General features: G+C 59.9%; 13 protein-coding genes and 1 other annotated feature. Of the genes, 3 read left to right on the plus strand and 10 right to left on the minus strand.

The annotated features are described in order from the left end of the window. Positions 1 to 46: 46 nt before the first annotated feature. From hisIE to hisL, 9 genes are all read right to left on the minus strand, one after another. Positions 47 to 658, minus strand: coding sequence for a bifunctional phosphoribosyl-AMP cyclohydrolase/phosphoribosyl-ATP diphosphatase HisIE (hisIE, locus tag AFK63_RS05510; protein WP_038862014.1), 612 nt, complete (start codon positions 656 to 658; stop codon positions 47 to 49). Then, entirely contained in the window at positions 652 to 1,428 is a 777-nt protein-coding gene (gene hisF, locus AFK63_RS05515) for an imidazole glycerol phosphate synthase subunit HisF (protein WP_038862016.1), read from the minus strand. Before hisF ends, hisIE begins: the two co-directional genes overlap by 7 nt. Beyond that, positions 1,410 to 2,147, minus strand: coding sequence for a 1-(5-phosphoribosyl)-5-[(5-phosphoribosylamino)methylideneamino]imidazole-4-carboxamide isomerase (hisA, locus tag AFK63_RS05520; protein WP_038862019.1), 738 nt, complete (start codon positions 2,145 to 2,147; stop codon positions 1,410 to 1,412). The genes hisF and hisA overlap by 19 nt, the downstream gene beginning before the upstream one ends. Further along, complete coding sequence (gene hisH, locus AFK63_RS05525; protein WP_038862021.1) at positions 2,148 to 2,738, minus strand: imidazole glycerol phosphate synthase subunit HisH; 591 nt, start codon at positions 2,736 to 2,738, stop codon at positions 2,148 to 2,150. Beyond that, positions 2,738 to 3,805, minus strand: coding sequence for a bifunctional histidinol-phosphatase/imidazoleglycerol-phosphate dehydratase HisB (hisB, locus tag AFK63_RS05530; RefSeq protein WP_038862022.1), 1,068 nt, complete (start codon positions 3,803 to 3,805; stop codon positions 2,738 to 2,740). The genes hisH and hisB overlap by 1 nt, the downstream gene beginning before the upstream one ends. Continuing rightward, positions 3,802 to 4,884: a histidinol-phosphate transaminase gene (gene hisC, locus AFK63_RS05535; RefSeq protein WP_038862024.1), complete on the minus strand. Its 1,083-nt coding sequence runs from the start codon at positions 4,882 to 4,884 to the stop codon at positions 3,802 to 3,804. Before hisC ends, hisB begins: the two co-directional genes overlap by 4 nt. Continuing rightward, complete coding sequence (hisD, locus tag AFK63_RS05540; RefSeq protein WP_038862026.1) at positions 4,881 to 6,185, minus strand: histidinol dehydrogenase; 1,305 nt, start codon at positions 6,183 to 6,185, stop codon at positions 4,881 to 4,883. Before hisD ends, hisC begins: the two co-directional genes overlap by 4 nt. 5 nt (positions 6,186 to 6,190) lie before the next feature. Further along, positions 6,191 to 7,090: an ATP phosphoribosyltransferase gene (gene hisG / locus AFK63_RS05545; RefSeq protein ID WP_038862029.1), complete on the minus strand. Its 900-nt coding sequence runs from the start codon at positions 7,088 to 7,090 to the stop codon at positions 6,191 to 6,193. A 47-nt stretch (positions 7,091 to 7,137) separates the two neighbouring features. Further along, positions 7,138 to 7,261 (minus strand) — a sequence feature (His leader region). Then, on the minus strand, positions 7,237 to 7,287 hold the full coding sequence (hisL, locus tag AFK63_RS21160; protein WP_071601073.1) for a his operon leader peptide: 51 nt from the start codon (positions 7,285 to 7,287) through the stop codon (positions 7,237 to 7,239). It overlaps the preceding feature by 25 nt. Before the next feature lie 177 nt (positions 7,288 to 7,464). On the opposite strand from hisL, the gene AFK63_RS05550 reads away from it, so the two are divergent. Then, positions 7,465 to 8,289: an SDR family oxidoreductase gene (locus tag AFK63_RS05550; protein ID WP_038862031.1), complete on the plus strand. Its 825-nt coding sequence runs from the start codon at positions 7,465 to 7,467 to the stop codon at positions 8,287 to 8,289. Here the strand turns inward: AFK63_RS05550 and AFK63_RS05555 are convergent. Next, positions 8,273 to 9,052: a gamma-glutamyl-gamma-aminobutyrate hydrolase family protein gene (locus AFK63_RS05555; RefSeq protein WP_038862033.1), complete on the minus strand. Its 780-nt coding sequence runs from the start codon at positions 9,050 to 9,052 to the stop codon at positions 8,273 to 8,275. The two genes, AFK63_RS05550 and AFK63_RS05555, sit on opposite strands and share 17 nt — an antisense overlap. A 259-nt stretch (positions 9,053 to 9,311) precedes the next feature. Between AFK63_RS05555 and gabT the strand changes: the two genes are divergently transcribed. Together gabT and AFK63_RS05565 are read left to right on the plus strand one after the other, a co-directional pair. After that, positions 9,312 to 10,607 (plus strand): 4-aminobutyrate--2-oxoglutarate transaminase, encoded by a 1,296-nt coding sequence (gene gabT / locus AFK63_RS05560; protein ID WP_038862036.1) that lies wholly within the window; start codon positions 9,312 to 9,314, stop codon positions 10,605 to 10,607. A gap of 190 nt (positions 10,608 to 10,797) precedes the next feature. After that, positions 10,798 to 12,159 (plus strand): APC family permease, encoded by a 1,362-nt coding sequence (locus AFK63_RS05565; RefSeq protein WP_038862037.1) that lies wholly within the window; start codon positions 10,798 to 10,800, stop codon positions 12,157 to 12,159. Positions 12,160 to 12,220 lie beyond the last annotated feature (61 nt).

Genomic DNA, 12,220 nt, shown 5'->3' on the forward strand with positions numbered 1-12,220 from the left:
AAAAGGCCGCATCACGCGGCCTTTTTTATTGCATGTTAACCGGGGCTTATTTATGCCTTCCTCGCAGGTTTTCAATCACCGCGCTTAAATCGAGCTCCTGATCCTGTAGCAGTACCAGCAGGTGATAAACCAGGTCAGATGCTTCATTCACCAGCTCGTCACGATCGCGAACGGTGGCGGCAAGCGCCGTTTCCACGCCTTCTTCACCGACTTTCTGCGCGATGCGCTTGGTGCCGCTGGCGTAGAGCTTCGCGGTGTAAGAGCTGTCCGGCGAGGCGGTTTTCCGCGCGGCCAGCAGCTCTTCGAGCTGGTACAGAAAATGCCACTGGTGGTGCGCGTCGCCAAAGCAACTGGAAGTGCCGAGATGGCAGGTCGGGCCAATCGGGTCTGCCAGCACCAGCAGCGTATCGTTATCACAGTCCGGCGTGATGCTGACAACATTGAGAAAATGACCGGACGTCTCGCCTTTGGTCCACAGGCGTCCTTTAGTACGTGAGAAAAACGTCACTTTGCCGCGCTGCTCGGTTTCGCGCAGCGCGTCTTCATTCATATATCCCAGCATCAACACTTCGCCGGAAACCGCATGTTGCACCACGACTGGCAGCAGTCCGTCCGTTTTCGCCCAGTCCAGTTGGGCCCGCTGTTGTTCTGTTAACACACCCGTATCTCCACGCCTTGCTGAGCCAGAAACGTTTTCAGCTCGCCAATATTAATAATCTGTTTGTGGAACACCGACGCGGCCAGCGCGCCGTCGACGTTCGCCTCGCGGAACGCCTCAAGGAAATGTTCCATCGTGCCCGCGCCGCCAGAGGCAATGAGCGGCACGCGGCACGCCTCGCGCACTTTTTTGAGCTGCACAAGGTCATAGCCGTTACGCACGCCGTCCTGGTTCATCATATTCAACACGATTTCGCCCGCGCCGCGCTGCTGTACTTCCTTGACCCACTCCAGCGTTTCCCACTGGGTGACGCGGGTGCGGCTCTCATCGCCGGTGTACTGGTTGACGTGATATTTGCCGGTCTGCTCGTCAAACCAGGTATCGATGCCGACCACGATGCACTGCACGCCGAAGCGATCCGCAAGACGGGTGATAAGCGTCGGGTCCGCCAGCGCCGGGGAGTTGACGGAAATTTTGTCCGCACCGAAAGAGAGGATTTGCGCCGCGTCGTCCAGCGTTTTAATGCCGCCCGCCACGCAGAAGGGGATATCGATAACTTCCGCGACGCGGGTCACCCAGCTTTTATCAACCACACGACCGTCGCTGGAGGCGGTGATATCGTAGAATACCAGCTCATCGGCGCCTTCTTCGGCATAGCGTTTCGCGAGCGGCACGATGTCGCCAATGATTTCGTGATTGCGAAACTGTACCCCTTTGACGACCTGCCCGTCGCGCACGTCAAGACAGGGAATTATCCGTTTTGCCAGCATTGGATCGCCTCCGTTACGTTAAATTTGCCTTCCAGCAGCGCGCGGCCAACGATCACGCCGCCCACACCGCTGCCGCGCAGCGCGCGGATATCCGAAAGCTCGCCGATGCCGCCGGAGGACTGAAACGCCACCTGCGGGTAACGCGCGCAGACTTCTTCATACAGCGCCACGTTTGAACCGGACAGCGTGCCGTCGCGAGAGATATCCGTGCACAGCACATGTTTAAGGCCGAACGGCAGATAGCTCTCCACCAGCGTTTCCAGCGACACGCCGGAGTTCTCCTGCCAGCCGCTGACGGCGACCTGCTTGCTGCCCGTCTCGTCGATGCGCACATCAAGCGCCAGCACCAGCGCGTCGGCGCCGAAACGCGCAAACCAGCGCTGCACCTCTTGCGGGGTTTTCACCGCCGTTGAGCCAACCACCACCCGCGCCGCACCGGCTTCCAGCAGCGCCGCCACGTCCTCTTCGCGACGCACGCCGCCGCCAACCTGAACGGGCACGTTCACGCCTGCCACCAGCTTTTGAATCAGCGGGATCTGGCGCTTCGCCGGATCTTTCGCGCCGGTCAAATCCACCAGGTGCAGCAGCTGCGCGCCCTGCGCTTCATACTCCTGCAGGCGCGGCAGCGGATCGCGGCCATAATCGCGCTGCTTACCGTAATCGCCCTGATGCAGGCGCACCACATTACCGTCAATCAAATCCAGAGCGGGAATAATCATTTACATCTCCAGGAAGTTTTTCAGCAGCTGCGCGCCCGCAGCTCCCGAACGCTCCGGGTGGAACTGCACCCCCCAGAAGTTATCTTTCTGCACTGCGGCGGTAAATGCCTCGCCGTAGTGGCACTGCGCAATCGTATTCTCGTTTACCGGCATGGCGTAGCTGTGCACGAAGTAGAACCAGGCGCCGTCGTCAATGCCGCGAAACAGCCGGTCGCCCGCTTTGGCAGAGACGCGGTTCCAGCCCATGTGCGGCAGCGGCAGGCCGTGATCGGTCATTTTCGGCACCGGCTGGTCGATAATGCCCAGCAGGTCGACGCCGTTACTCTCTTCGCTGCGGCTGCCGAGCAGTTGCATACCAAGGCAGATCCCCAGAACTGGCTGAGTGCAGGCCTTAATTAAATCCACCAGATCGCGCTCGATTATCTGGTTCATCGCCGCCTCGGCGGTGCCGACGCCTGGCAGAAACAGCTTATCGGCGCGCAGCACCAGATCCGGGTCGCGGCTTACCACGGGCTCATAGCCGTGGCGGCGCACCGCGGACTGCACCGAATGCAGGTTCGCGCAGCCGGTATCCAGAATCACCACGTTCATCACAGCACTCCTTTTGATGAGGGCAGGGTATCGCCTTCGACGCGGATCGCCTGACGCAGGGTGCGGCCAAAGGCTTTAAACAGGCTCTCCACGCGGTGGTGGTCGTTTTTGCCTTTGGTTTTCAGGTGCAGCGTGACGGCCATGGTGTACGAGAGCGAGCGGAAGAAGTGCTCGACCATCTCGGTACTGAGATCGCCCACGCGCTGGTAGGTGAACTCGGCTTTATATTCGAGGTGCGGACGGCCGGAAATATCGAGCGCGCAGCGCGCCAGACATTCGTCCATCGGCAGGACGAAGCCGAAACGGTTAATGCCGCGCTTGTCGCCGAGCGCGAGCTTCAGGGCTTCGCCCAGCGCCAGGCCGGTATCTTCGACGGTATGGTGATCGTCGATATAGAGATCGCCCTTTACCGTGATTTCCATACGAAAGCCGCCGTGGGTGGCGATTTGGTCAAGCATATGATCAAAGAAGCCGACGCCGGTGTTGATTTTGCTGCCGCCTTCGCGATCCAGCCAGACCTTAACGTCAATCTGGGTTTCACGCGTGTTGCGCTCAACGTGCGCGTAGCGGTCGCGGCGCGTCAGGCGCTCGGCGATGGCCGGCCAGTTCAGGTCGGCGCGGCTGTAGCGCAGTCCGGTAATGCCCATGTTATCGGCAAGCTCCACATCGGTGGCGCGGTCGCCAATCACATAGCTGTTCGCCGCATCCATCACGCCCGGCGCCAGATAACGCTCCACCAGCTTCACTTTCGGCTTGCGGCAGTCGCAGTTGTCCGTCGGGAAGTGCGGACAGATCAGCACGTCTTCAAACAGCACGCCCTGAGAGGTGAAAATCTGCATCATCAGATTATGCGGGCCGTCGAAATCCGCCTGCGGCAGGCTGTCGGTGCCAAGGCCGTCCTGATTGGTGATCATCACCAGCTTAAAGCCCGCTTTTTGCAGTTGCAGCAGCACCGGGATCGCGTCCGGCTCAAAGGCGAGCTTGTCAAAGCGGTCCACCTGGAAATCTTCCGGCGGCTCGGCAATCAGGGTGCCGTCGCGGTCAATAAAGAGATACTTCTGGCTCATACTCGCTCCGTGGCCGCAAGGCCGGGTTGGTCACGCAGGGCGTCAATCACGCGCTGGCACTCTTCACGGGTGCCGACGGTAATGCGCAGGCACCCGCTGAGTGTCGGTTGTCTGTTCTGGTCTCGTAAGATAATGCCCTGATCCCACAGCGATTTAAATACCGCGCTGGAGGCCGTGATGCGCGCCAGCACATAGTTGGTTTCGCTGTCGAAAATCGCCTCGACGCACGGGGTCTCGCGCAGGCCAGCAATCAGGAACTGGCGGTTAACCAGCACCTGCGCCACGCGTTCGCGCATCGCGGCGATGCCCTGCGGGCTCAGGGCCTGGGCGGCGATATCCGCCACCGGCGTGGAGAGCGGGTAGGGCGCAATCACTTTCAGCAGCAGGTTGATGACTTCTTCACTGGCGAGCGTAAAGCCGCAGCGCAGCCCGGCGAGCGCGAAGGCTTTGGAAAGCGTGCGCAGCACGACCAGGTGCGGGTATTCGCCAAGCCAACCGGCGAGCGTCGCCTGCGGGCAAAACTCAATATAAGCCTCATCCGCCACTACGATAGCGTTGTCGCGCGTCATCTCCAGCAGCACGCGCAGATCCTGCGCCTTGATCAACTGGCCGGTCGGGTTATTGGGGCTACAGACGAAAATCACTTTTACGCCGTCGAGCTGTTCAGCGATAGCCGGGAGGTCGAGCTGCCAGCCGTCGATGGCCTGCACGGTGCGACACTCAACGCCCATGGTTTCGGCGCTGACGCTATACATGCCGTAGGTCGGCGGACAGTAGAGCACCGCGTCGCGGCCTGGCTCGCAGAACGCGCGGATCAACAGTTCAATGCCTTCATCCGCGCCGCGGCTGACCAGCACCTGCTCCGGTTTGACGCCTGCGTACTGCGCGTAACGCTCAATAACCTGCTTCGGCTGACACTCCGGGTAGCGGTTGAGCGTCTGCGCGGTGAGCTGAAATTCCACCGCCTGCGGGTATTCATTGGCGTTCAGCCAGACATCGCCATTGCCGCCGAGACGGCGCGCAGACTGATAGGGCGTCAGATTGCGCACGTTCTCGCGCGCCAGTTCTTCAATGCTCATGCTTGCTCCTTCAGGGCGGCCACGCGCAGCGTCACGGCGTTTTTGTGGGCGGTAAGCTGTTCTGCCGCCGCCAGGGTTTCGATGGTGTCGGCGAGTGCGGAAAACCCGGCGGGCGTCAGCTCCTGGATAGTCATGCGCTTCTGGAAATCCGCCAGCCCGAGGCTTGAACAGGTGGCGGTGTAACCATACGTCGGCAGCACATGGTTGGTGCCGGAGGCGTAATCGCCTGCGGATTCCGGCGACCAGTCGCCTAAAAATACTGAACCGGCGCTGGTGATGTCGTCCACCAGTTCACGCGCATTCCGGGTCTGAATAATCAGGTGCTCCGGGCCATACTGGTTAGAGATAGCGACACACTGCGCGAGGTCGCGCGCCACAATGAGGCGGCTTGCCGCGAGCGCCTGACGCGCGGTGTCGGCGCGCGGCAGCGCCTCCAGCTGGCGGGCGGTGGCGTCGGCGACCGCCTGCGCCATCGCGGCGTCCGGCGTCAGTAAAATCACCTGCGAATCCGGCCCGTGCTCGGCCTGCGAAAGCAGATCGGAGGCGACGAAATCCGGCGTCGCGCCGCTGTCGGCAATCACCAGCACCTCGGAAGGCCCGGCGGGCATATCAATCGCCGCGCCGTCAAGACGCTGGCTCACCTGGCGTTTGGCTTCCGTCACAAAGGCATTGCCCGGCCCGAAAATTTTGGCCACTTTCGGCACGCTTTCGGTGCCAAAGGCGAGGGCGGCAATCGCCTGCGCGCCGCCGGCCTGAAACACTTCCTGCACGCCGCAGAGCTTCGCGGCATAGAGAATTTCATCGGCGATGGGCGGGGGCGAGCAGAGTACGACGCGTTGACAGCCCGCGATGCGCGCAGGCGTCGCCAGCATCAGGACGGTGGAGAAAAGCGGCGCGGAGCCGCCAGGTATATAAAGGCCGACCGACGCCACGGGGCGCGTCACCTGCTGGCAGCGCACGCCGGGCAGGGTTTCCACATCAACCGTCGCGAGCTGCTGGGCGCGGTGAAATTTTTCAATGTTCGCCACCGCGACCGCCATCGCCTGTTTTACGTTGTCGTCAAGGCGCGCGGCGGCGGCGTCAATCTCTTGCGCGCTCACCTGCAATGCGGTGACGTCGGTCTTATCAAACTTCGCGCTGTATTCACGCAGCGCCGCGTCGCCCCGGGCTTTGACGTTATCTAAAATATCGGCCACGGTGCGGGTAATGCTCTCTGAAGCTGAAATAGCCGGACGCATCAGCAGCTCGCGCTGCTGTGCGGCGCTACAGGTGTTCCAGTCGATGATCGTGTTAAACGTCATGGCGATTACTCCATCATCTTCTCAATCGGCAGTACCAGAATGGAGCTTGCGCCCAGCGCCTTGAGCTTCTCCATGGTTTCCCAGAACAGGGTTTCGCTACTCACCATATGCATCGCCACGCGCTGCTGATCGCCCGCCAGCGGCAGAATGGTCGGGCGTTCTGCGCCCGGCAGCAGGGCGATCACTTCATCAAGACGCTCGGTTGGCGCGTGCAGCATGATGTATTTCGATTCGCGCGCCTGGATAACGCCCTGAATTCGGGTCAGCAGTTTGTCGATAAGCTGCTGCTTAACGGCAGGCATCTCGCCGTCGCGCTGGATAAGACAGGCTTTGGAGCGGTAAATCACCTCTACTTCGCGCAGGCCGTTGGCCTCAAGGGTCGCGCCGGTGGAGACTAAATCGCAGATGGCGTCGGCAAGCCCGGCGCGCGGGGCGACCTCCACCGAGCCGTTCAGCAGGCAGGATTTAAACTGTACGCCTTTCTGATCGAGATAACGCTTGAGCAGGTGCGGGTAAGACGTGGCGATACGTTTGTTATTCAGGCTTTCCGGGCCTTCCCAGATATCGTCCACCGGCGTGGCGAGCGAGAGACGGCAACCGCCGAAGTCGAGACGACGCAGCGTGTAGTAACGCGGGTCGTCGCCCTGCGCGCGGCGGGTGAGCAGCTCTTCTTCCAGCACGTTTTCGCCGATGATGCCGAGATCGACCACGCCATCCATCACCAGGCCCGGAATATCGTCATCGCGCACGCGCAGGATATCGATCGGCATATTCTCCGCCAGCGCAATCAGACGCTGGGTGTGGAGATTAATTTTTATGCCGCAACGGGCCAGCAGTTCGCGTGAATCATCGCTTAAACGGCCTGATTTCTGAATAGCTATGCGTAAACGGTTGTTGTCTGTCATCTCGCCTTATCCTTGTTTTCTCGTGAAATTCGCCTGCAAACGCCCAATAAAAAAAGCCCCCGGAAGTGTGATCTTCCGGGGGCTCTCTTAGCGTTCATGCACCACTGGAAGATCCGATCGTCTTCCAGCACACATCGCCTGAAAGACTAATCAGGATGATGGTGATGGTGATGGTTGTTAAACTGAACGCGTGTCATAAAATTCTCTTGATGAATGCTTATTCAAACCTGTCTTAACCGTAAACCATACCGGGCAGAGAAGGCAAGGGCTTTTTTTCATCATTAAAACCTTTCATATTCATTACATGAATTGTCAGCCTGCGGCGGCTGGCGTAGCCTGAAAAGACGCAGGCGTAAACGGAGCAGGAGAACGAGATGAAAAAGGTCGCGATTGTCGGATTAGGATGGCTGGGGATGCCGCTGGCGCTCGCGCTTAACGCCCGTGGCTGGCAGGTCGCTGGCAGTAAAACCACCGCCGACGGCGTGGAGGCCGCGCGTATGTGCGGCATCGAAAGCTATCAGCTTGAGCTGCTGCCGGAAATGGTGTGCGACAGCGACGATCTGGAGGCGCTCTTTAACGCCGACGCGCTGGTGGTAACGCTGCCCGCGCGGCGAACCGGCGGCAACGGCGAATACTATTTACAGGCAGTGCAGCAGGTGGTCGACAGCGCGCTGGCGCACCAGATCCCGCGTATTATTTTTACCAGCTCTACCTCGGTCTACGGCGAAGCGGACGGCCTGTGCAAAGAGACATCGCCGCTCAATCCGGTAACCGAAAGCGGGCGCGTGTTAAAAGAGCTGGAGCAGTGGCTGCACCATCTGCCGGGCACGTCGGTCGATATTCTGCGCCTCGCCGGGCTCGTAGGGCCGGGGCGCCATCCGGGGCGTTTCTTTGCCGGTAAAAGCGCGCCAAACGGCGGACATGGCGTCAATCTCGTGCATCTTGAGGACGTGATCGGCGCCATTAGCCTCCTCTTGCAGGCGCCGAAGGGCGGCCATATTTATAACCTGTGCGCCCCGCAGCACCCGGCACGCGCCGAGTTTTACCCGGTAATGGCGCGCCAGCTTGGCCTGGAGCCGCCGCGCTTTAGCGACAGCCCCGTGGGCAGCAAAGGCAAACTCATCGACGGCAACCGGATCTGTCATGAGCTGGGGTTCGAGTATCTCTACCCGGACCCGCTGGTTATGCCAATGGCGTAAGCGCCTGATGGTCGGCCTGCCAGACACGGCAGGCCGCCACAAAGGCGTCGAAGATCTGTTTCGAGAGCGGTTCATCGCGCAGCGCGCCCCATTCCGGGTGCCACTGCACGCCGAAGGCGAAGGGGTGATCCGGAATGCTTATCGCCTCAATCAGCCCGTCGTCGGCGCGCGCTTCGATAAACACGTCAGGCCCGACCTCGCGTATCCCCTGTTGGTGCAGCGTATTCACGCGAACGGGCTCCCCTGGCGTTACCCAACTGTCGAGCCAGCCGCCGGACATAATCTCAAGCCCGTGGACGGGCGCGAATTTCTCCTCCGGGCTGCCGCTCGGGTTTACTTCATGTTCCCGTAGCCCTTCAACGTTATGCAGCTGTCGCCAGAGCTTGCCGCCGGTGGCGACCACCATTTCATGCACGCCGCGGCATGAGCCGAGCAGCGGCAGGCCGGTGTTAAGCGCATGGCGCACGAGCATCAGCGCGAGCTTGTCGCGCCCCGGATCGTTACTGCTCTCCTGCGCCTCTTCGCCGTAGTGGTGCGGCTCGATATTGCACGGGCTGCCGGGGAGAAAAAGGCCGCTTAGCGATTTTAACGCCGCCGCCAGAGAGAGCGGATCGTCCGCCAGATGATGAGGAAGCGGCACCGCTACGGCACCTGCGTGGTACAGCGGGGCCAGATAGAGATTTTCCACCGTCAGGATCAACTGTCCTTCCTGATTACTTTGACACATCAATACGCCAATCAATGGCGGTGTGGTTACGCCCATGGTGCTTCGCCTGTTTTGCCGGGATACAGATCCTGTAGTTGAGCATTCGCAGCGGGTCAACTTTCCGTGCGGGCGCTCTGGCGGAACCTTCGCCTTGAGCTATGGTTTGATAACGGGCGTTATTTGAGCGGTTTTCGCCACGTCCTCATGATGCAGAACCGCCCGACAGGCGCTTTTCAGCGCGCCCCATAACATACCAATGAGAATAGTATGGCCTCCGTCTTTCCGGGCGGAGGCTTTTTGCGCACAGGAGTCAAAGATGCAAAGCAATCAGCAGTGGCAGGAGAGGCGTGAGCGCGCGGTGCCGCAGGGCGTGGGCAACGCATTGCCGGTGTATGTGGCGCGGGCGAAAAATGCGGAGATCTGGGATGTCGAGGGGCGGCGCTATATCGATTTCGCCTCGGGGATTGCGGTGCTCAACACCGGGCATAACCACCCGGCGGTCATGGACGCGGTGAAAGCGCAGCTCGATAACTTCACGCATCCCTGTTTTCAGGTGACGCCTTACGGCAATTACGTTGAGCTTGCGGAGCGGCTGAATACGCTTGCGCCCATCAGCGAGCCCTGCCAGACGCTGTTTCTCTCGACCGGCGCCGAGGCGGTGGAAAACGCTATCAAGGTCGCGCGTATCGCGACCGGCCGCTCGGCGGTCATTGCCTTTCGTGGCGCGTTTCATGGCCGCACGCTGCTTGGCATGGCGCTCACCGGTAAAGTGCAGCCGTATAAAAAGGGTTATGGCCCGTTCCCGGCGGGTATCTATCACGCGCCGTATCCGGCGGCCTACCTGGGCGTAAGCGACACCCAGGCGCTGGCGTCGCTCGCCGGGATTTTCGCCGCCGACGTCGCGCCGGACGAAGTCGCTGCCATTATTATCGAGCCGGTACAGGGCGAGGGCGGGTTTTACGCCGCGTCGGCGGAATTCATGCGACAGCTGCGCGCGTTGTGCGATAAGCACGGCATTGTGCTGATTGTCGATGAGATCCAGAGTGGTTTTTGCCGCACCGGCAAAACTTTCGCCATCGAACACGCAGGCGTTGAACCGGATCTCATTACCATGGCGAAAAGCCTGGCGGGCGGTTTTCCGCTCTCGGCGCTGGTGGGCAAAAAGGCGCTGTTCGATAAAGCGCTGCCGGGCGGGCTTGGGGGCACCTACGCCGGTTCGCCGGTCAGCATCGCCGCCGCGCTGGCGGTGACCGATATTATCGCGCGGGAACGGCTGAACGAGCGGGCAGTGGCGCAGGGCGAACTGCTGACTGACCGCCTGCGTGAGTTTGCCGAAATTTATGATTTTATCGGCGACGTGCGCGGCGTTGGCGCGATGGTGGCGATGGAGCTGGTGCATGAGCGCGACAGCCAGCGTCCTGACAAAGAGTTAACCCAGCAACTGGTGCAGGAGGCGGGGCGTCAGGGGCTGATTTTACTGACCTGCGGCGTACGGGCGAACGTCATCCGTTTTCTTATCCCGCTCACCGCGGAGAAAGAAATTGTGACAGAAGGTCTCAACATCTTGTCATCGTGCCTTAAAGTGGTGCAAAATACGCGCCCTGCAAAATGAGATGATTAACCGACGTTCAACGCGTCGGTTATTTTTTTGCAGTCAAGAGCATCGTAATTAAATTCAAGAGGCCGGGCTTCGTACCGGATAGATACTTACTTAAAATCCGACAGTTGTTGTCGCTGAGGAATACAGAAAATGGGGCAATTTTTCGCTTATGCGGCGATGTTCACCGTAAAGGAGAATAATTATGTCGCTTAATGCAACTCCAAAAACCTCTCGCGTGGAATTACGTAAAACGCTTACGTTGATTCCGGTTGTCATGATGGGCCTTGCCTATATGCAGCCTATGACGCTGTTCGATACATTCGGTATTGTATCTGGCCTGACGGATGGCCATGTGCCGACCGCCTACGCCTTCGCGCTGGTCGCCATCCTCTTTACCGCGCTGAGCTACGGTAAACTGGTGCGCCGCTTCCCGTCGGCCGGCTCCGCTTATACATACGCTCAGAAAGCGATTAACCCGACCGTGGGCTTCATGGTGGGCTGGTCGTCGCTGCTCGATTACCTGTTCGCGCCGATGATCAACATCCTGCTGGCGAAAATTTACTTTGAAGCGCTGGTGCCGGAGATCCCGTCGTGGATTTTCGTGGTGCTGCTGGTCGCGTTCATGACCGTTTTCAACATGCGTACCCTTAAAGGCGTGGCGAACTTCAACACCATTATCGTGGTGCTGCAGGTTATCCTGATCGCCGTGATTCTGGGCATGGTGATTTACGGCGTGTCTCACGGCGAAGGCGCCGGTACGCTGGCAAGCTCCCGTCCGTTCTGGTCTGAGAATGCGCACGTCATCCCGATGATCACCGGGGCGACCATTCTGTGCTTCTCGTTTACCGGCTTTGACGGCATCAGCAACCTGTCGGAAGAAACCAAAGACGCTGGTCGCGTTATCCCGCGCGCTATCTTCCTGACCGCGCTGATTGGCGGCCTGATCTTTATTTTCTCGACCTATTTTATCCAGCTCTACTTCCCGGATATCTCGCGCTTTAAAGAGCCGGATGCGTCTCAGCCGGAAATCATGCTGTATGTCGCGGGCAAAGCCTTCCAGGTGGGCGCGCTGATTTTCTCCACCATTACCGTGCTGGCTTCCGGTATGGCGGCGCATGCAGGCGTGGCGCGTCTGATGTATGTGATGGGCCGTGACGGCGTGTTCCCGAACCGCTTCTTTGGCTACGTGCATCCGAAATGGCGCACCCCGGCGCTGAACGTGGTGCTGGTTGGCGCGATTGCGCTGATGGCGATTAACTTCGACCTGGTGATGGCGACCGCGCTGATTAACTTCGGTGCGCTGGTGGCGTTCACCTTCGTGAACCTGTCTGTGATTTCGCAGTTCTGGATCCGCGAAGGCCGCAACAAGACGCTGAAAGACCACTTCACCTACCTGCTGCTGCCGGTGTGCGGCGCACTGACCGTCGGCGCGCTGTGGCTGAACCTGGAAGAAAGCTCCATGGTGCTGGGCCTGATCTGGGCGGGTATCGGTGTGGTTTATCTGGCGTGCGTAACCCGCAGCTTCCGTAACCCGGTTCCGCAGTACCGCGAAGACATCGCGTAAGTTGCCCCAAGGCACACGAAAAAAGGCTCCCCTCGGGGAGCCTTTTTTGTTTTGCGGCGGG

This window comes from Cronobacter muytjensii ATCC 51329 (genome assembly GCF_001277195.1).
GTDB lineage: Bacteria > Pseudomonadota > Gammaproteobacteria > Enterobacterales > Enterobacteriaceae > Cronobacter > Cronobacter muytjensii.

Bases quoted from the DNA above. Each gene is read 5' to 3' on its own strand.
- hisF (WP_038862016.1), bottom strand. From the start codon at position 1,428: ATGCTGGCAAAACGGATAATTCCCTGTCTTGACGTGCGCGACGGGCAG.
- hisA (WP_038862019.1), bottom strand. From the start codon at position 2,147: ATGATTATTCCCGCTCTGGATTTGATTGACGGTAATGTGGTGCGCCTG.
- hisH (WP_038862021.1), bottom strand. From the start codon at position 2,738: ATGAACGTGGTGATTCTGGATACCGGCTGCGCGAACCTGCATTCGGTG.
- hisB (WP_038862022.1), bottom strand. From the start codon at position 3,805: ATGAGCCAGAAGTATCTCTTTATTGACCGCGACGGCACCCTGATTGCC.
- hisC (WP_038862024.1), bottom strand. From the start codon at position 4,884: ATGAGCATTGAAGAACTGGCGCGCGAGAACGTGCGCAATCTGACGCCC.
- hisD (WP_038862026.1), bottom strand. From the start codon at position 6,185: ATGACGTTTAACACGATCATCGACTGGAACACCTGTAGCGCCGCACAG.
- hisG (WP_038862029.1), bottom strand. From the start codon at position 7,090: ATGACAGACAACAACCGTTTACGCATAGCTATTCAGAAATCAGGCCGT.
- AFK63_RS05550 (WP_038862031.1), top strand. From the start codon at position 7,465: ATGAAAAAGGTCGCGATTGTCGGATTAGGATGGCTGGGGATGCCGCTG.
- AFK63_RS05555 (WP_038862033.1), bottom strand. From the start codon at position 9,052: ATGGGCGTAACCACACCGCCATTGATTGGCGTATTGATGTGTCAAAGT.
- gabT (WP_038862036.1), top strand. From the start codon at position 9,312: ATGCAAAGCAATCAGCAGTGGCAGGAGAGGCGTGAGCGCGCGGTGCCG.
- AFK63_RS05565 (WP_038862037.1), top strand. From the start codon at position 10,798: ATGTCGCTTAATGCAACTCCAAAAACCTCTCGCGTGGAATTACGTAAA.